Here is an 18,804-nt window from a genome sequence, read left to right as displayed (position 1 = left end):
CAGCACGCATGTTTTATGGGTTTCGGTAGGTATATATGGATGTAGCCGGTGACGACCGTGCGTACGCGTGGCAACTCGACGAACAGCTCTGGGCGCAAACAGGCGACAGCACCTTCACCCTGGTGAATGTCGCTGGGGTGACGCCTGACGCCGATCTGGTCGATCTGGACTACGCCGTCGGGGCCAAACGCGCCCCGTCGAGCAGTACAGATGCCTACTTGCCTGCCGATTTTGCCTTCTGCCCCCTTACTGGCCAGAAGCTCGCCCCCGTGGCCTATCAGAAAGACCGCCGCTGGCTGCCGCCCTATGGCAATGGCAGCGGCCGCCGGGTGGTCGATGACGAATGCGACCTGGACAGCGCCGAGCGCACCCTGGCCAGCCTCTACCAGCACTTGCTCGCCAACCCCGGCCGCGACCTGGACAGCAGCAAACAAGCCCTCGCTGCGCCACGCAAGAACGGCCTGAATTTCTTTGTCGGCCAATTGGGCGGGCACCGCGACGCCTTGTTCAGCCTGAGCCGGGAAGGGGGCCTGTTCCTCTGGCAGCGCGGCTCGCACAAATGGCTGGCGGTATTGCCGCGCACCACGCCCATCGGCCGCACCAGCCTGGAAAACTGGGCCTGGGGTGTGGCGCTGCAAGGCGAAGGGCGCGAGCAAAAACTGATTGTGGCCGGTGACGAAGGCGCGACGCGGGTCAGCGTCGATCCGCTGGCCCTCAGCTACCAAGTGGACCGCTGCGCCGGCCGTGCCCTCGGCGCGCCAGGGGATTTGGCCGAGCACACCTTCGTGCCGCTGGCCCTGGCCGACGGCAGCGTGTGCCTGGCCAGCCCCGGCGCCGAGGGCGGCTGGACCCAGCACCCGGTAGCCAACGCCACGGCAGCGCAGATGAACCGCCTCTCGGCGCCGCTGCGCGACCCGGCCTCGCGGCGCCTGCTATGGATCGGCGAGCAGGGCTACCTGGTGGCGCAACTGGGCGAAAGCGTGCAGGCCCAATGGCTGCCGTGGCCCATCGGCGCCACGGCCAAACCCGAACTCGGCCCGCCGTTCCTCGACGGCTACGGCTGGTGGCAACTGCTGTTCGACGCCGACGGCCAGAGCTACCTACGACTGGGCTCGCAGGAACGCCGCACGATCAAAGGCACACGCCTTGGCACCGGCCATTTGAACTACATGTTCAACGTGCGCCTGGACCAGCCCTGGGACGAGCACGACGAACACAACAACCCGATGACACGGGAAGTGCGCTACCCGTTCATCGAGTTCAGCCGCGACAGGCTGCTGCTGTCGTTGCGGGTCAACCGTGACAGCGGCAGCGTGCAGAGCCTGTTTGACAGCGATGCCGCCGTCGATAGCGAGTTCTGCCTGGAACGCATCGGCGAAGTGGCCCTGCGCCTGCCACTCAAAGTCAGCAAACCCTGGAACGCCCAGTGGTTCTTTTTCGATCAGGCCTTGTGGCTGTACATCGACTCATCCGGAGCACTTTTTCGATGGAAGGCATAAGCCTGTTGCTACGCCGTGGCCTGTTGATCGTCCTGAGCCTGGCCAGTGGCCTGGCTGCCGCCGAGCCTGTGCGCCAGGTGTTTTTGGTGCAGAACTCCGGCTGGATGGAGCCCTTCTACCTGGACCCAGCTTCGCCCTTCAAACCCCTGGTGATCCAACTGGCCGCTGCCGCCGCCGGCAGCAGCGAAGTGGTGATCGGCGGCTTCAACCAGGCCGACGCCCAGCACCCTTCGCCGGACTGGAAATTCCGCGGCCCGGGCACCCACGCCAAGTTGGCCGAGAGCGTCAACAACCTGGCCCTGGCGCGCAAAGCCAGCGGCGCCTACGCCGACACCGACTTCAAGGAAGCGCTGATGGCGGCGATCACCACCGGCCTGGAAGGGCGCGAAGGGATCGTCTGGATCATCACCAACAACAAGAACAGCCCCAACAACAGCGGCGAAACCCAGGCCAAGAACCGCGAGTTCTACGACCTGCTGCACAAAGAAGCGGTGATTAGCCGCATCGCCGCGTTCCCGCAGAAAATGCCGGTCAAGGGCACTAACTACGAAGCCAACGGCCTGATGATCTACGCCCTGGCCTACGGCGCGAAGGCCGGCGTGGCCTTGGAGCAAGTGCTGGCCCAACCGGCCCTGGCCACGTTGCTCAACGACGACCGCGTGCGCCTCAAGCCGTTGACCGAAGCCGCCGTGCGCTTCATCCCCACGGGCGTGAAAGACACCCCCGACGTCAGCGCCGAACTGGCCGGCGACCAACAAACCGTGATCCTCAACGTCAAGGTCGATGGCTCGGCGAAAACCGCCGTGCTGCTGGGTAAGTTCGAGAACCAGTTCAACCCCTACCAGATCCACGACGCCAAGATCGACATGCGCCTGGACATGCCCGGCGAAGCCTTGCAGTCGAGCATTTCCCTGGATCGCCTGACCGACCTTGAGCCCGGCGCCCGCTCACCGGAGCTGGCCATCAGCCTGCAATTGCCGCCGCTGCCGTCCCAGTGGTCCAGCGAAGTGCTGTTCTCCAGCGGCTATTCACGCGCCGGGGCGATTGAAGTGCGCCTGAGCGAGCAGCAACTGCGCATTTCCCAGCAATTCGTCGCGCGCATGAACGAACTCTTCCCCGGCGACGCCTTGCCCGACGTGTTCGTGCCGTCCAACGAAGCCGGCGCCTCGGCCACCCGCCTGCCCATCGAACTGCGCATCAGCTACCCGCTGGGGCCGGTGTTGCTGCTGTTCGGCCTGTTCGTGCTATTGCTCGCCGGCCTGTTGCTGGCCAAGGCCCTGATCGCCGGCAAGAAGTCCTTCACCGTGATCGTCGAAGGCCTGGCCCAGAATTACCCGCTCAAACCGTTCAGCAGCGCCAGCGTCTACGACGCGCAGCAGAACAAAGTGGCGACCCTCAAGCGCGGCCTGTTCGGCGCCAAGCTCGAGAACAAATCGCCCGACATTGCCGTACGCCTCAAGTAACCCCTATCAGCACCCAAGGAAAATTCACCGATGGCCCAAACCAGCGCATTGCCAGCCCCGATTGAAAGCGAAGCCCCCGCGGCCGCCGTCACCACGACCACCACCCTGAGCGTGCCGACGCCGGGCGGGCTGGACCTGGGCCCGAAAAAAGTCGATAGCCGCGATGCGCTGATCGGTGTGGCCGTGCTGGTGGTGCTGGCAATCGTCTTCTTCGTCATCAAAAACGCCTACGCCAACTGGCGCGTGCGCGAGCGTGTCGCGCCAAGCCGCGCCAACGCCTCGGGCTGGTTCCTGTTCCTGGGCCTGCTGATGGTTTCGGCCATGGCGGTGCTGGCGGTCATCAATTCCGGGCAGTTCCTGGTGCCGCTGTACCTGGCCCCGCTGGGCGGCGTGGCGCTGCTGTCGCTGATTGCCTGGTTAATGACCTTTTCGGCCAAGCGCTAAGCCCCCTGTGGGCGCCTGGCTTGCCGGGCGCCTGCCAGAAACAGATAAACGCCGAGAACAAGGCCAGCCCAACGTGGGCTCATGGAGTTTCAGATGAACGAGAACGAACAGGTCAACGGCCAGGCAACCGCCGCCAAACAGGTCAGCGAGAAAATCCATCCCACGTTGTTCATCGCCCTCGGCGGCACCGGCATGAAGATCAACATCCGTCTGCGCCGGCGCATCCTCAACGCCATCTGGGGCGGTAATACCCAGATCCAGAACATCTCCGATTTCCCCTTGGTGCAGTTCATCAACCTGGACCTCGATTCCGGCGAAGTGACCCAGGACGGCAAGTCGATCAAGACCGACGTGCTGGCCGAGCAAGTGGCCTTCACCGCCGAAGAAAAAATCATCGAACAGCTCAACCTGAGCAAATACACCCACTCCCTGGACGAGCTGAACAAGCACCGCGAAGTGGCCGAGTGGTTCCCGCTGACGCCGGAGAAAATCCGCGAACTGGGCATCGACCCCTCCAAGGGCGCCGGGCAGATCCGCGCCCTGTCGCGCCTGTACTTCTATGACAAGTACCCGCTGATCCGTAACAAGCTGCGCGACAAGGTCAGCCGCCTGCTGAGCAACATCGGCAGCGGCGCCGACAAGCTGAAAAAACTGGGCCTGGAGATCGACCCCGGCAAGATCCGCATCGTCATCGCCGGCTCCATCGCCGGCGGCACCGGCTCCGGTGCGTTCCTGGACATGGGTTACCTGGCCAAGGCGATCCTCAAGGAAAACAACATCACCGGTAAGGTTGACCTGTTCAGCGTGATGCCGGGCGGCTTCCTCAGGCACAACAGCGACCGCGTCCAGGCCAACGGCTACGCGGCGCTGATGGAGCTGGAAACCTGCATGCGCGGCGCGCCGCTGCTCAAGCACTGGGACGCCAAGGACAACCTGTTCATCGACTCGCGGCCCTTCGATGACGTGTACTTCATCGACAACACCAACCTGTGCCTGTCCAAGACCGAGAACCAGGAAGACATCTACGAGATGCTCTCGGACGTGCTGTTCACCGACTTCACCTCCCAGGATTTCGCCAACAAGAAGCGCTCCATCGCCGTCAACCAGAACCAGTTCAAGATCCGCAACTACATCGTCGGCTTGCCCCAGGACTACGGCGACGACATCCAACTGACTTTCCCCTGCGCCTACTCCTCCGTGGGCCAGGCTGTGCTGGACACCCAGATCGACGCGCGCAAGAACGTGCGCCTCAATCGCCAGGTGCAGCAGATGCTCAAGGCGTTCTTCGGCGTGGCCAACGCCAGTGCCAACGGCAACCGCCCCACCGACAAAGAGCGCGACGAGTTCCTCAAGGAACAGCTCAACGTCACCCCGCGCACCTTCACCGAGCTGCCGGACTTCCTCTCCAAGGTCGAACTGACCCTGGCCACAGGCGAGTTCACCCACTACCAGATCGCCGACGATCTGCTGCAAGTCGAGGGCGATAACAGCGTTACCGCGCAGATCGAGCACAAGGTCGAAACCCTGTTCGAGCGCCTGCAAAACGGCGGCGCCGACAAGGACCAGTGGCTGACCCACGTGCGGGAAATCCAGCAGCAACTGGAACGCGACACCAAGGGCAGCAGCATCGACAGCGCCGAGCGCAACCACGAAGTGCGCATCAAGGAAAACCGCCAGAAACGCCTGGCCGCCCTGGTGCAAGAAGACGCCTTGCCGGAAAAACTCTTCCGCCGCCTCGACGACGACGAACGCGGTGGCCTGGATTACACCCTGGCGCTGGTGGAGATGCTCAAGGATCGCCTGGAAAACGGCAGCAACGGCATCATCCCGGCCCTGGAAAAGAACGCCGCGCGCTTCAAGGAGCTGTCCGAGAAGCTGGAATCCTCGGAACTGGCCCGCGAATTCGAACGCCTCAAGGAAACCACCGGCAAAGGCCTGCTGGCACGCCTGAGCGGCAAGGAAAAACAAGCCGAGACGGTGCTCACCCAGGTCAAGGACACCCTGCGCGAAAGCCTGCTGTTCTACGTGCGCCACGTCGCGGCCCGCGAAGCGGCGCAACTGCTGCGTGAGATCTCCGAGTGGCTGGGCAACAAAGCCTCGGTGGACCACAACGGCCGCGCCATCTGGAACGGCTTCGTCGGCCGCCTGCAAGACGGGCGCAACGCGGTGGACAGCCTGCTGCGGCGCATCGACACCGACATCGCGAAGATCGACGCCAGCATCAAGGAAGAACACGCCACCCTGATCCAGCTCAAACTGGTGCAGGGCGGCGAGGAAGAGCCGGTGGACGGCCCGCAGGTACGCGAATGGGCCAAAGACGCCTTCAAGGATTTCGGCGGCTCCAAGACCCTGTTCGACAAACTGCAAACCGACAAAGGCCAGGAAGAACTGCTGGGCAAGCTGCGCAACAAAGCCGTGCAGCAGATGCCGCCGCAAAAAGTCGGCACCGACCCGCTGCTGGTGGCCCTCAGCGCCCTGACCCCGGACGAGCAACGCGAGAAGTTCCGCCTGCTGCTGCAACGCGCCATGCCGTGGGTGCCACTGAGCGGCAATGGCGGCTTTGAGACCGACAAAGACAGCTTCACCTGCCTGATCGGGGTGAATGACGCCGGCGAGTTCAAGCGCATGTACGGCGCCATGATTGGCCAGTGCCTGCCCACCGGCACCGGCATGACCGCCGGGCAGATCGACTTCGTGGAGTCGGGCACCCCCGGCAAGTTGATCTGCTACACCGAACTGAGCGGCTTCCCGGTGCCGGCACTGACGCCGATGTCCACCTACGAGGCCTGCTACAGCAAGGAAAGCGAACGCATCCCGCTGCATGTGCACAAGCGCATCAGCCAATTCGTGCAGCCGATCCAGTTCAGCCAGGAGGATTACCGCAAGTTCGCCGAGGACTTCAAACTCTACCTGCACTGCGTCGGCCTGGGCGTGCTGAGCCGCGCCAAGAACGGGCGCTACGAGTTCGTGCTCGACCAGGACTACTTCTCGGTGGGCGACGAATTCGCCATCCGCCAGAGCGGCATCAGCTCTAACCAGCACCGCGACATCGAAGAGCAACTGCGCAAACGCGTAGCGGCCCTCAGCACGCCGCTGCAAATGGCTGCGCTGCATGTGCTGTTCGACGATTACGCCCGCAACGCCTACCGCGCCAACATGCGCCTGGACATCAAGGGCCGCTCCACCCTGGCGCGCACCTTCCCGAACAAAATCGCCGAACTGCTGAAAAAAGAATACGAACAGCGCCTCAAGCGCCTGGCGCCGGACACCGCTGAGCAACTGATCCAACAGGCCAAGGGCCTACTGGCGCAGTTCGCCGAGCCGATCGACGGCTCCCTGGGCGATGTCTATGTCGACGAAGTGCACAAAGAGCACGGCGAGAAAATCGCCCTGCGCAAAGAGTTCTTCACTGCCGGTTGGCTCGAAAGCCTGCTCAACCCGGTAGCGGCGGCGCCTGCCCAGGCTCCGGGCATGCCTGCCGCACCGGGCGCGGCCGTACCGCCACCGCCGGGCGGCCCGGGCATGGCCCCGCCACCGCTCAACGTGCCGCAGTTCAACTACCACCTGAGCGTCAGCGGCACCAACTACGGGCCGTACACCGTCGCGCAGTTGCAGCAATACGTGCAGACCGGGCAAATCACCCGCGACAGCCAGTTGTGGCGCGAAGGCATGGCCGCATGGGCGAGCGCCGGGCAGATGCCTGAGCTGGCGCACCTGTTCGCCCCGGCCGTCGGCGGCCCGCCCGTCGCCTTCGGTGCCGCACCGCCGCCCGCTATCTGAACCGAGACCTGAGCCCTATGTCCGTGTCTGCAAAAACCGCCGGGTTCCCCGCCACCTGCGCCAACAGCGCCTGTGGCAAGGCGCTCTGCGGCCCGGTGAAACACTGCCCGTTCTGCGGTGTGGCCGCTGTCGTGGCGCCCACGCCCAAGGCACCGCCCGCAGTGGCGCCAGTGGTCAAGCCTGCCGCGCCGGTGGCCAAGGCCGAAACGCCGGCACCGGCGTTGGAATTCGATATCAAGCAGGTGGAAAAACCGCCCGCCGCCAAGCCAGTGCCAGCGGCGAAAGCCCCTGCACCCGAGCGGCCGCCCACCGCCAACGTGCAACCCTTGCCGCCCTCCGGGCGCGGCATGAAGAAAGTGCTACTGGGCGTGATGGTGCTCGGTGCTGTGAGCAGCTATTGGCTTTACCAAACCGGCGCCCGCCAAACCCAGCAGCAGTTCGAGCAGCACGTGCAGGCCGCCAATGATTGCCTGCGCAGCAACCAGTACAGCTGCGCCCTGGAAAACGCCGAACAGGCCCTGCAAAAGGACAGCAAAGACCCCCGCGCCGTGAGCCTGCTGCAACGGGCCCAGGCTGGGCTTGAGCGCGAGCAGCAAGCGCAACAGGCGCAAAAAGCCGCCGAAGCCGCGCGGCTGGCCGCACAAGAACAGGCCAAGCGCGACAAACTGGCCAAGGACGCCGACCGCGAGCGCGAACAACAACAGCGCGAGTTGGACAAGCGCCTGCAAGAACAGCAAAAAATGCTCGCCGACAAACTGCGCGAACAACAGCAGCAAAACTCCCTGCCGACCACCCGGCCCGTCGCCCCGCGCCAGAACAACAGCGGCGCCAACCCCGGTGTGCTCGGCCAATCCCTGGAGCAGGCCAAACGGGCCCTGGGGCGCAAGGATTACCAATCGGCTATTGCCGTGGCCAACGTGGTGCTGACCATGGACCCAGGCAACCGCCAGGCGCTCAACATCATCCGCCAGGCCGAACAACAGCGTACCCAGGCCCTGAACCGGACCACCATCGAATGATGAGCCGGACCGTGCCTGCCCCTTTTCGCCCCTTAAGGAAGTGACTCGATGACCGCTACCCGCCGCCCTTCAAACAAGCGTCTTCTCGTCCTCGGACTGGTTTCCCTGTTCGGCCTGCAAAGCTGTGCCAACGTCGATATGGACCCAACCAAGTGGAGCGGCGGTGACTGGGTCAAATGTGGCTTGGCCATCGCCGGCGCCGCCGCTGCGGGTGCCGCCGTGAGCGGCAAGAAGGATCGCGGCACAGGCGCAGCCCTGGGCGGCGCGGCAGGGCTGGCGGTGTGCTTTGTCATCAACGCCAAAACCGTGCAGACCCAGAGCAGCCAGCAAGTCGAAGACCAATACAAGGCCGCCGGCAAGCGTGTGACCAGCGACCCGCAACTGGTCAGCTACCAGACCAGCATCAAACCCGGCGCCACCGTCAAGCGCGGCCAGCCGATCCAGATCGTCTCCAACATCGTTGCCATCAACGGCAGCCAGCAGGCGGTCAACGAGATCAAGGAACAAGTGCGCCTCTACGAACCGGGCGCCACCACGCCGTTCAAGGAAGGCACCAAAGTCGCCAACCAGACCACCGGCAGCGGCGGCTACGAGAACACCTTCACCGTCAACCTCGACGACCAGGTGCCCCAAGGCGTCTACCGCGTCGAAACCTCGGTGCTGCTCAACGGCAAAGCCGTCAACACCCGCAGCAATGACCTGCAATTGGTAATGATCGACGCGGATACCTACCAGTTCGCGTACCTGGACTGATAATCGGCACCAGCACCTCTGTGGGAGCGGGCTTCTGTGGGAGCGGGCCTTGACCGCGATGGCAGTGGGCCAGGCAGTAGAGGTGTGTGGGGTGTACCGGCGCCATCGCGGGCGGGCCCGCTCCCACCGTTGAACGGTGGTGCGGGTGAGGCTTTCATTTTTCCGCTGTGGGACCGGGCCTGCTCGCAATGGCGGCACGGAATGGCGGTGACGAGTGGTAGAGGTAAGACCGTTGCCCCTACAAAAGCAGCGGGCTGAGCCCTACCGTTTGCTACAACACTTCCTGCGCTTCCCTGGGCAAGTGTTCATCCAGGTGCAGCCAAGGCAAACGGCTTTGCGTCCAGATATGGCGGTCGGCGGGGGCCAGTTGGGGGTGGTCGAGGGTGGCGACGGTCACGTCGATGCTGTCCGGGCTCAGTTGGGTCACCAACACCACATGGGCGCCACAGCGTGCACAGAAGTACCGCACACACCCCGGCGAAGATTCGTACCGCGCCGGCGTGCCCGTCAGCCATTCAAAGGCGCGGCCGGGCAGGGTGATCCAAGTGGTCACGATGCCACCACTGACCCGCCGGCAAATCGAACAGTGGCAATGGGCAATGTCCTTGAGCGGCCCCATAAACCGATACCGCAACCCGCCGCACTGGCAGCCACCGGTGTGAAGCTCAGCAATCTCCATATCTCCGATCTCCAATAGAAAATTTTCCTACTCAAATAATGGATGCTATCCGACAGACAGCCATCCACTCCTTTGCTCCGCGAAAGCTGGCTGAAAGCTTGCCCTATTAGGATCGCCTCCACTACCGGCACCAGACCGGTTGGCCAAACGCGCCATTGCAGCGCACGCGGCCCAATTAACAACAACAATGGTGATTCTGATGTTCACTCCTATGCGCCTGACCCCTACTCCCCCCGTAAGCCCCGTGCTCGCCGTTCTGCGCTGACCGCCCCCCGGTTCGCCTTTCCCCTAGCCGCGCTACGCCTGGAGTATTCCTATGCTGACTTTCCTTGGCTTTGCCATGGTCATCACGTTCATGTTCCTCATCATGACCAAGCGCCTCTCCGCGCTGATCGCCCTGATTATCATCCCGATCGTTTTCGCCCTGTTCGGCGGTTTTGCGCCCAAGATCGGCCCGATGATGCTCGAAGGCATCACCAAACTCGCCCCGACCGGGGTGATGCTGATGTTCGCCATCCTCTATTTCGCCCTGATGATCGACTCGGGCCTGTTCGACCCGGCCGTGCGCAAGATCCTCAAACTGGTCAAGGGCGACCCGCTCAAGGTTTCGGTGGGCACCGCGGTGCTGGCCCTGGTGGTGTCGCTGGACGGTGACGGCGCCACCACTTACATGATCTGCGTGGCCGCCATGCTGCCGCTGTACAGCCGCATCGGCATGAGCCCGCGGATCATGGCCGGGCTGATTATTCTCGCCGGCGGGGTGATGAACATGACGCCCTGGGGCGGCCCCACGGCGCGGGCGGCCAGTGCGCTGCATGTCGACCCGTCGGATATTTTCGTGCCGATGATCCCGGCGATGCTGGCCGGTGTGGTGGCAATCCTGGCGATTGCCTACTTCTACGGTAAGCGCGAGCGCGCGCGCCTGGGCGAATTGCACCTGGTGGGCGACGAAGTGGACCACAGCGAAATCAGCGTTTCCCAGTTCCCGGATGCCCGCCGGCCGAAGTTGATCTGGTTCAACGGCGCCCTGACCCTGGGCCTGATGGGCACCCTGATCGCCGGCCTGCTGCCGCTGCCGGTGCTGTTCATGGTGGCCTTCAGTATCGCGATGATCGTCAACTACCCCTGCCTGCAACAGCAGAAGGACCGCGTCGCGGCCCATGCCGGCAGCGTGCTGGCGGTGGTCGGGCTGATTTTCGCGGCGGGCATTTTCACCGGCATTCTGTCGGGCACCGGCATGGTCGATGCCATGTCCAAGAGCCTATTGGCGGTGATCCCGGAGTTCCTCGGCCCGTACCTGGCGGTCATCACGGCGCTGGTGAGCATGCCGTTCACGTTCTTCATGTCTAACGACGCTTTTTATTACGGCGTATTACCGGTTTTGGCCGAAGCCGCCAGCCATTACGGCATCAGCGCCGTGGAAATGGCCCGCGCGTCCATCGTCGGCCAACCCGTGCACCTGCTCAGCCCCTTGGTACCGTCCACGTATTTGCTGGTGGCGCTGGCCGGAATCGAGTTTGGCGACCATCAACGCTTCACCTTGAAGTGGGCAGTGCTGGTTTGCCTGTGCATAATGTTTGCCGCTTTGCTGATGGGGATTTTTCCGCTGTTCAGCACTCTATAAGCCCTACATTCACTACGCCGGGTCTAGACTTTGGGTTCTCAAGGTTCAGGCCCGTCGCGGTTTAACACTCGCTCAAAGGAATACACATGGAATGGCTGACCAACCCGGAGATCTGGGTTGCCTTCTTCACACTGACCGCCCTGGAAATCGTCCTGGGCATCGACAACATCATCATGATCTCGATCCTGGTCAGCCGTATGCCCAAGCATATGCAGGCCCGCACGCGGATCTTCGGCCTGGCGCTGGCGATGGTCACGCGCATCCTGCTGCTGTTGTCGATCACCTGGGTCATGCGCCTGACCGCCGACCTGTTCCACGTCGCCGGCCACGGTATCTCCGGGCGCGACCTGATCCTGTTCTTCGGTGGCCTGTTCCTGCTGTGGAAAAGCTCCCAGGAGATGTACCACGCCCTGGAAGGTGAAGACGAAACCCACGACGAGCCGACCGGCAAGGGTGGCAACTTCATCTACACCATCATCCAGATCGCCATCATCGACATCGTGTTCTCCCTGGACTCGGTCATCACCGCCGTGGGCATGGTGTCCCATGTGCCGGTCATGGTCGCCGCGATCGTCGTCGCCGTGCTGGTGATGATGTTGGCCGCGGGCACCATCAGTAACTTCATCGACAAGCACCCGTCGCTGAAGATGCTGGCGCTGTCGTTCCTGCTGGTGGTGGGTACGGTGCTGATCGCCGAAGCCTTTGCAGTGCATGTGCCAAAAGGCTACGTCTACTTCGCCATGGCTTTCTCCCTGGCCGTTGAAGCGGTGAACATCAAAATGCGCACCGCCATCGCCAAGAAGAAAAAGCAGACCGACCCGGTGAAACTGCGCAAGGACATTCCGGGCCAGTAACGGCTAAACCTTGTGGGACCGAGCCTGCTCGCGATGGCAGTGAGTCAGCCAACAACTGTGTTGGCTGTACTGCCGCCATCGCGGGCGAGCGGAGCGCCGCCCGGCCCGCTCCCACAGGGGGCTTGCTTAACAGCTTTTTCACCCGCCCCCACATGACACTTTTGTTTCAAACCCTTCTTTAGCTATGCAATGCTGGCGCCTCGCCGGTAAGCCGACTACAGCTTAAATACACAATGTAGATCTTGCGCTGCACCGTTCACTTAGCCCCGTTGGGGCATTCCGCCACAGGGGGCCTGAACATGCTGACCCTGCTCAATCTGCTTTCCGCCGTGACTTTGCTGATCTGGGGCACGCACATCGTGCGCACCGGCATCCTGCGGGTCTACGGCTCCAACCTGCGCCACGTGATCGGCCAGAACATGGCCAGCCGCCCGTTGGCCTTTGTCGCCGGCATCCTCGTCACCGCCATGGTGCAAAGCAGCAACGCCACGGCGATGCTGGTGACTTCGTTCGTCGGCCAAGGCCTGATGGCGTTGACGCCCGCCCTGGCCACCATGCTCGGCGCCGACGTCGGCACCGCGTTGATGGCGCGGGTACTGACCCTGGACCTGTCGTGGCTGTCGCCGCTGCTGATTTTCCTCGGGGTGATTTTCTTCCTGTCGCGCAAGCAGACCCGCGTCGGCCAGATGGGCCGCGTAGGCATTGGCCTGGGCCTGATAATCCTGGCCCTGCAACTGATCGTCGAAGCCGCCGCGCCCATCACCCAGGCCCAAGGTGTGAAGGTGGTGTTCGCCTCGCTGACCGGCGACCTGCTGCTCGATGCCCTGGTGGGCGCGCTGTTCGCGATGGTCTCGTATTCCAGCCTGGCCGCCGTGTTGCTCACCGCCACCCTGGCCGGCGCCGCCGTCATCAGCCTGCCCGTGGCCATTGGCCTGGTGATCGGCGCCAACATCGGCAGCGGCATCCTGGCGTTCCTGAGCACCAGCATGCAGAACGCGGCCGGGCGCCAAGTGGCCCTGGGCAGCCTGTTGTACAAACTGATCGGCCTGCTGCTCATCATTCCGGTGCTCGACCCCCTGGTGAACTGGATGGACAGCCTGGACCTGAGCACCCAAGGCCTGGTGATCGGGTTTCACCTGCTCTACAACACCACCCGCTGCCTGCTGCTATTGCCCACCGTCGGGCCGATGGCGCGGCTATGCGCCTGGCTACTGCCCCAGCGCCCGGAGGCCAATGGCCTGGCCCGCCCGCGCCACCTCGACCCGACTGCGCTGGCCACCCCCAGCCTGGCCCTGGCCAATGCCGCGCGGGAAACCCTGCGCATGGGCGATTTGATCGACAACATGCTCGAAGCCATGCTCGACGTGCTGCGCGGCAAACACACCGCTGTGACCCAAGAAGTACGGCGCCTGGGCGAGGACGTCGAGGCGCTGTACAGCGCGATCAAGCTGTACCTGGCGCAAATGCCCCGCGAAGACCTCAGCGAAAACGACAGCCGGCGCTGGGCCGAGACGATCGAACTGGCGATCAATCTCAAGCTGGCGGGGGACTTGATCGAACGCATGCTGCGTAAGCTCCAGCAGCAGAAAACCTCCCAGCGCCGCTCGTTTTCCGACGTGGGCCTGGAGGAGTTGGCCGACCTGCATAGCCAATTAATGGCCAACCTGCGCCTGGGCCTGTCGGTGTTCCTCAGCGCCGACAAGGAAAGCGCCCGCCAATTGCTGCGCGAAAAACGCCGCTTTCGCGCCCAGGAACGGCGCCTTGCCCACGCCCATGTCAGCCGCTTGCAACGTAAAATCGTGCAAAGCCTGGAGACCAGCTCGCTTCATTTGGAACTGATCGCCGACATGAAACGTCTCAACTCACTCTTCTGCAGCAGCGCCTACGTGGTGCTGGAAACCGCCGACACTGGAGCACTGGCGGTGGACGAGGTGAGTGACGTCACTCATTCACCTTGATCGTCTAGGCTGTAGCCGCTTATGTAGCCGCCAGGAACCCTTTCATGCGCTGTCTGCTGTTCGCTTGCCTGTTGCTCGCCACCACCCCAAGCCTTGCCCTTGACCGCTTCCAGGTCGAGGGCTACATGCTGCCCAACGGCCTGCAAGTGCTGCTTAAACCGGGCACGCAAAAGGGCCACGTGGCGATTCGCCTGGTGGTGGGCGTGGGCATGGACGACTTCAGTTGCGCCGACAAAGAGCTGCCGCACCTGCTGGAGCACTTGTTGTTCAGCGGCATCGACGCCAGCGGCGAAGGCGGCCTGGAAGAACGCATGCAAGCCCTGGGCGGCGAGTGGAACGCCTACACCAGCAACGCCGATACCACCTTCGTGATCGAAGCCCCGGCGAAAAACCAGCGCAAGGTCCTCGACCTGCTGCTGGCGCTGCTCACCGAAACCCGCCTCGACGACCCGGCGGTGGCAGCCGCCAAGCAAGTGGTCGAGCGCGAGGACGGCGGCCATTACTCGCACTTGCAGCGCTGGCTCGACCGCCAGGACATCGGCCACAAGGCCAGCAATCAACTGGCGGTGGAACTGGGCCTCAAGTGCGCCGAGCGCGCCGAGGTCCACGACCTGAGCCGCGAACAACTGGAGCAGGTGCGCCAGCACTGGTATGCGCCCAACAACATGACCCTGATCGTGGTCGGTGACCTCGATCGCCTGCTGCCGGCCTACTTGGAGCGCACCTTCGCCGAACTGGACCCGGTGGACCCCAGCGAGCACCCGCCTCTGGCACAGATCGAGCATAACGCCGCCGCCCAGCGCACCTTGTTGCGAGGCTGGGTCGGCAATGGCGCCAAGCTGCACTGGCTGTTCCCCGAGCCGGCCCTGGACGACCAACCCTACGAAACCCTCGACCTGCTCAAGGACTACCTGGGCTGGGCGCTGTACCGCCAATTGCGCCTGGCCCACGGCTTGTCCTATGGGCCGTGGAGCGAGCGGGAAGTGTTTGGCGACACGGTGTTCCTCAGCCTGGGCGCCGACCTCGCGCGCGATGACGTGCCCAAGGCCCGGCAAGTGCTCAAGGCGCTGCAAGCCGACTTGTTGCAAAACGGCCTCGACCCGGCCACCTTCGCCCGCCTGCAACAAGCCGCCGTCGCCCGCCAGGCCTGGGCGGTGCAGGGCAATAGTGCGTTGGCCGACTACTACTGGAGCGCCCTGGGCGACTACGAAGACGGCCACTTCTCCAACCCCGCCAAGCGCCTGCAAGCGGTCAGCCTGGACCAGGCCAACCAAGTCTTGCGCCAATTGCTTAGCCAACCGGGGTATGTGCGCATCGAGCAACCGCTGATGAGTGACGACACCCTGATGTGGGCGGGCGGGGGCTCGGGGCTGCTGCTGATCGGCTTGATGGGGGCGGGGCTGCGCCGTAAGCGCCGTACCCGCTAACCAAACACCCCCGGTGGCTCAGACAACCCTGCAATAACAGGCAGTCCGCCATCGCGGGCAAGGCCCGCTCCCACAGTTGAACGGGGGTGCGGGTAAGGTTTCATTTTTCCTTTGTGGGAGCGAGCCTGCTCGCGAGGGCGGCACTGAGTGGCAGTGACGACGAAGGGTAGGGGCCATGGGCGAGGTGTTTTCGACCTCGCCACCCCACACCACCGGCGGTACTCTGTTAGAGATTTTTCCTACATCAAACTGTGAACAGCCCAATGCCTAACTGGAACCTATACGTACAGCGCCTTCTGGAATTGATGAAGCGCTATCCAGGGGTGATTGCGCTTGGCGGTTTTGTCTCCGGTGTGGGCAGTTTCATTCTGGTGGACCGCCAGCAAGGCCTGGCCACCTGGATTGCCGTCATCATGCTGGTCAGTTGGGTCTGGCTGATGCTGGAAAACACCCTGACCCAGTTGTTCACCAAGGTGTTCAACAAGGAAATCCCCCAGCCGCTGTTGCGTTACGCGACGCAGATGATCCACCAGGAAAGCCTGTTCTTCGTCCTGCCGTTTTTCTTCATCACCACCACCTGGAACAGCGGCCAGTTGATTTTCACCGGGCTGCTGGGCGCGGCGGCGCTGATTTCCATCATCGACCCGCTCTACTACAAGTGGCTGGCGCCGCGCCGCTGGCTGTTTCTGGCGCTGCACACCCTGACCCTGTTCGCGGTGCTGCTCACGGCGCTGCCGATCATCCTGCACCTGACCACCGCGCAAAGTTTCAAACTGGCCCTGGGCATCGCCATGCTGCTGTCGTTTCCCAGCCTGGCGTCGAGTTTTCCGATCCGCCATTGGCGTGGCGCGGTGATGCTGCTGGGCATGACCCTGGCCATCGGCGCCGCCGGGTGGTTGCTGCGCTCCTGGGTGCCACCGGCGACGCTGTGGATGACCGAGGTGGCCATCAGCACCGAACTGCAAGACCGCACCCCCGGCGACAGCCTCGATGAGGTCAGCGCCAGCCAGTTGCGCGGCACGGGCCTGTACGCCTTCACCGCCATCAACGCGCCCCGGGGCCTGAACGAGCGCATCTATCATGTGTGGAAGCTCAACGGCAAAGAGGTCGACCGCATCGCGCTGGATATCCGCGGCGGGCGCAAGGAGGGTTACCGCGCCTGGACCCACAAGCAGAACTTCCCGCCCAACCCAGTGGGCCGCTGGCAGGTGCGCGTGCTCACCGAAGACGGCCAGGTAATCGGCGTGCTGCGCTTTAACGTGACCGACCCAGGTCAAGGCACCGTGGCCGCGAGCCAGGCAAAGTAATGGGTAACGTGCTATTACGTAGGCTCGCGTAATAGCCAAATACAAGCACGGAGCTTATGACCCCCACGACGCCCGGCAGCGCCCAACTGGATACCACGGTCACCCCGGCGCAACTGCGCGTGGCGGGAGACTGGACGCTGGCCCACTACACGGCGCTCAAACAGTTGAGCGACGCGCTGCACGGCCAGTACGACGCCAGCACCCGGGTCGATCTCAATGGCCTCGGCGCCCTCGACACCGCCGGGGCCTCGCTCCTGGTGGAATTGCTCGGTAGCGAGCGCCTCGGCCAGTCCACCGAATACCCCGACTGCACCTTGCCCGCCGCCGACCGCGCGCTGCTCAAGACCGTGTATGGCGCGCTCACCGACTTCTGCGTGCCGGTCAAGGCACCGCAGGCCAACGTCGGCATCCAGTTGCTCAGCCGCATTGGCCGGGCGGTGGATGCGGTCTGGCAAGACACCCTGCAACTGCTCGGCTTTATCGGCCTGATCCTCGAAACCCTGGTGCGCGGCGCCTTGCGCCCCAAACGCTGGCGCCTGACCCCGGTGGTGGCGCACATCGAGCAGACCGGCCTGGACGCCGCGCCCATCGTCGCCTTGCTGACCTTTTTGGTGGGTGCGGTGGTGGCTTTCCTCGGCGCCACGGTGCTCAAAAGCTTCGGTGCCAGCATCTTTACCGTCGATTTAGTGGCGTTCTCCTTTCTGCGCGAATTCGGCGTGCTGCTCACCGCCATCCTCATGGCCGGGCGCACCGCCAGTGCCTTTACCGCGCAAATCGGCTCGATGAAGGCCAACGAGGAAATCGACGCGATCCGCACCCTGGGCCTGGACCCGATGGAGCTGTTGGTGCTGCCGCGGGTGCTGGCCCTGCTGGTGGCCCTGCCGATGCTGACGTTTTTGGCGATGCTCTCGGGGATCATCGGCGGCGCCGTGGTTTGCGCGCTGTCGCTGGATATCTCGCCGGCCATGTTCCTCTCGCTGCTGCAAGCGGACATTGGCGTGCAGCACTTTCTGGTGGGCATGGTCAAAGCGCCCATCTTCGCCTTCCTCATCGCCGCCGTCGGCTGCCTGGAAGGCTTCAAGGTCAGCGGCAGCGCCGAGTCGGTGGGCGCCCACACCACCTCCAGCGTGGTGCAGTCGATTTTCGTGGTGATCGTGCTCGACGCCGTGGCGGCGTTGTTCTTTATGGAGATGGGCTGGTGAGTACCCCTGAGCCCGCCGAGGCGGTGATTGAAGTGCGCGGCCTGTGCAACCGCTTCGGCCCGCAGAGCGTGCATGAAAACCTCGACCTGGACCTGTACCAGGGCGAGATCCTCGCCGTGGTCGGCGGTTCGGGCAGCGGCAAGTCGGTGTTGCTGCGCAGCATCATTGGCCTGCGCCAGCCCAGCGACGGCTCGGTGCGGGTGTTCGGGCAGAACCTGCCCAGCCTGGGGGAGCACGAGCGTTCGTTGCTCGAACGGCGCTTCGGTGTGCTGTTCCAGAAGGGCGCACTGTTTTCCTCGCTGACGGTCACCGAGAACGTCGCCCTGCCGCTGATCGAGCACGCCGGCCTGAGCCGCGCCGACGCCGAGCACCTGGCGGCGGTGAAACTGGCCCTGGCTGGGTTGCCGCTGTCGGCCGCCGACAAATACCCCGCGTCGCTGTCCGGCGGCATGATTAAGCGCGCCGCCCTGGCCCGGGCGCTGGCCCTGGACCCGGACATCCTGTTTCTCGACGAACCCACCGCCGGCCTGGACCCCATCGGCGCGGCCGCGTTCGACCAACTGATTCTGACCCTGCGCGATGCCCTGGGCCTGAGCGTGTTGCTGATTACCCACGACCTGGACACGCTCTACACCATCACCGACCGCGTGGCGGTGCTGGCGCAGAAAAAAGTGCTGGTGGCCGATGCCATCGACAAGGTCGCCGACACCGACGACGCTTGGATTCACGAATACTTCCATGGCCCTCGCGGCCGCGCGGCGTACCAAGCCGCTACATTGCTCAACGAGGTCTGAC

Annotated in this window: 14 protein-coding genes; 13 read left to right on the top strand and 1 reads right to left on the bottom strand. The window is 63.8% G+C overall.

Annotation, left to right across the window (positions count from 1 at the left end; all coding sequences use genetic code 11):
- The first annotated feature begins 35 nt into the window (after positions 1–35).
- From AC19YT_RS12385 to AC19YT_RS12360, 6 genes are all read left to right on the top strand, one after another.
- Positions 36–1,499 carry a hypothetical protein gene (locus AC19YT_RS12385; protein WP_095110338.1) on the top strand — a complete coding sequence of 488 codons (1,464 nt, stop codon included), beginning with the start codon at positions 36–38 and terminating at the stop codon, positions 1,497–1,499.
- Positions 1,487–2,962 (top strand): hypothetical protein, encoded by a 1,476-nt coding sequence (locus AC19YT_RS12380; RefSeq protein ID WP_095110336.1) that lies wholly within the window; start codon positions 1,487–1,489, stop codon positions 2,960–2,962. The genes AC19YT_RS12385 and AC19YT_RS12380 overlap by 13 nt, the downstream gene beginning before the upstream one ends.
- Before the next feature lie 30 nt (positions 2,963–2,992).
- Entirely contained in the window at positions 2,993–3,406 is a 414-nt protein-coding gene (locus tag AC19YT_RS12375) for a hypothetical protein (RefSeq protein WP_095110333.1), read from the top strand.
- Between the two features lie 93 nt (positions 3,407–3,499).
- A complete protein-coding gene (locus AC19YT_RS12370) occupies positions 3,500–7,186 on the top strand; it encodes a tubulin-like doman-containing protein (protein WP_500598706.1) in 3,687 nt (1,228 codons plus the stop codon).
- Positions 7,187–7,203: 17 nt separating this feature from the next.
- On the top strand, positions 7,204–8,205 hold the full coding sequence (locus tag AC19YT_RS12365; RefSeq protein WP_095110328.1) for a hypothetical protein: 1,002 nt from the start codon (positions 7,204–7,206) through the stop codon (positions 8,203–8,205).
- Positions 8,206–8,253: 48 nt separating this feature from the next.
- The gene (locus AC19YT_RS12360; RefSeq protein ID WP_095110325.1) at positions 8,254–8,958 is read left to right on the top strand and encodes a hypothetical protein; all 705 of its coding nucleotides are present in this window, start codon (positions 8,254–8,256) and stop codon (positions 8,956–8,958) included.
- Positions 8,959–9,229: 271 nt separating this feature from the next.
- Here AC19YT_RS12360 and AC19YT_RS12355 read toward each other — a convergent pair whose 3' ends face one another.
- Positions 9,230–9,631 (bottom strand): GFA family protein, encoded by a 402-nt coding sequence (locus tag AC19YT_RS12355; protein WP_500610334.1) that lies wholly within the window; start codon positions 9,629–9,631, stop codon positions 9,230–9,232.
- A gap of 322 nt (positions 9,632–9,953) precedes the next feature.
- Here AC19YT_RS12355 and AC19YT_RS12350 point away from each other — a divergent pair, with 322 nt between their 5' ends.
- The 7 genes from AC19YT_RS12350 to AC19YT_RS12320 all read left to right on the top strand — a co-directional run bounded on the left by AC19YT_RS12350 (position 9,954) and on the right by AC19YT_RS12320 (position 18,803).
- Positions 9,954–11,261 (top strand): CitMHS family transporter, encoded by a 1,308-nt coding sequence (locus AC19YT_RS12350; protein WP_095110321.1) that lies wholly within the window; start codon positions 9,954–9,956, stop codon positions 11,259–11,261.
- Between the two features lie 86 nt (positions 11,262–11,347).
- Entirely contained in the window at positions 11,348–12,115 is a 768-nt protein-coding gene (locus AC19YT_RS12345) for a TerC family protein (RefSeq protein WP_095110319.1), read from the top strand.
- 299 nt (positions 12,116–12,414) lie between these two features.
- Entirely contained in the window at positions 12,415–14,073 is a 1,659-nt protein-coding gene (locus tag AC19YT_RS12340; protein WP_500610331.1) for a Na/Pi cotransporter family protein, read from the top strand.
- 44 nt (positions 14,074–14,117) lie between these two features.
- Positions 14,118–15,500 (top strand): M16 family metallopeptidase, encoded by a 1,383-nt coding sequence (locus AC19YT_RS12335; RefSeq protein WP_500598703.1) that lies wholly within the window; start codon positions 14,118–14,120, stop codon positions 15,498–15,500.
- Positions 15,501–15,763: 263 nt separating this feature from the next.
- Complete coding sequence (locus AC19YT_RS12330; RefSeq protein WP_500610330.1) at positions 15,764–16,807, top strand: DUF5924 family protein; 1,044 nt, start codon at positions 15,764–15,766, stop codon at positions 16,805–16,807.
- A gap of 56 nt (positions 16,808–16,863) precedes the next feature.
- Entirely contained in the window at positions 16,864–18,009 is a 1,146-nt protein-coding gene (locus AC19YT_RS12325; protein ID WP_500610329.1) for an ABC transporter permease, read from the top strand.
- Positions 18,003–18,803, top strand: coding sequence for an ABC transporter ATP-binding protein (locus AC19YT_RS12320; protein WP_500598716.1), 801 nt, complete (start codon positions 18,003–18,005; stop codon positions 18,801–18,803). Before AC19YT_RS12325 ends, AC19YT_RS12320 begins: the two co-directional genes overlap by 7 nt.
- Position 18,804: the final 1 nt, after the last annotated feature.

The sequence above is a fragment of the Pseudomonas sp. MF08875 genome, from assembly GCF_059862525.1.
The sequence above is the reverse complement of the archived record's forward strand: the minus strand, read 5'-3'. Positions and strand labels throughout refer to the sequence as shown.

Excerpts from the sequence above, each read along its gene's own strand:
- AC19YT_RS12380 (WP_095110336.1), top strand. The coding sequence starts at position 1,487 with ATGGAAGGCATAAGCCTGTTGCTACGCCGTGGCCTGTTGATCGTCCTG.
- AC19YT_RS12340 (WP_500610331.1), top strand. The coding sequence starts at position 12,415 with ATGCTGACCCTGCTCAATCTGCTTTCCGCCGTGACTTTGCTGATCTGG.
- AC19YT_RS12360 (WP_095110325.1), top strand. The coding sequence starts at position 8,254 with ATGACCGCTACCCGCCGCCCTTCAAACAAGCGTCTTCTCGTCCTCGGA.
- AC19YT_RS12335 (WP_500598703.1), top strand. The coding sequence starts at position 14,118 with ATGCGCTGTCTGCTGTTCGCTTGCCTGTTGCTCGCCACCACCCCAAGC.
- AC19YT_RS12345 (WP_095110319.1), top strand. The coding sequence starts at position 11,348 with ATGGAATGGCTGACCAACCCGGAGATCTGGGTTGCCTTCTTCACACTG.
- AC19YT_RS12365 (WP_095110328.1), top strand. The coding sequence starts at position 7,204 with ATGTCCGTGTCTGCAAAAACCGCCGGGTTCCCCGCCACCTGCGCCAAC.
- AC19YT_RS12325 (WP_500610329.1), top strand. The coding sequence starts at position 16,864 with ATGACCCCCACGACGCCCGGCAGCGCCCAACTGGATACCACGGTCACC.
- AC19YT_RS12330 (WP_500610330.1), top strand. The coding sequence starts at position 15,764 with ATGCCTAACTGGAACCTATACGTACAGCGCCTTCTGGAATTGATGAAG.
- AC19YT_RS12385 (WP_095110338.1), top strand. The coding sequence starts at position 36 with ATGGATGTAGCCGGTGACGACCGTGCGTACGCGTGGCAACTCGACGAA.
- AC19YT_RS12350 (WP_095110321.1), top strand. The coding sequence starts at position 9,954 with ATGCTGACTTTCCTTGGCTTTGCCATGGTCATCACGTTCATGTTCCTC.
- AC19YT_RS12375 (WP_095110333.1), top strand. The coding sequence starts at position 2,993 with ATGGCCCAAACCAGCGCATTGCCAGCCCCGATTGAAAGCGAAGCCCCC.
- AC19YT_RS12370 (WP_500598706.1), top strand. The coding sequence starts at position 3,500 with ATGAACGAGAACGAACAGGTCAACGGCCAGGCAACCGCCGCCAAACAG.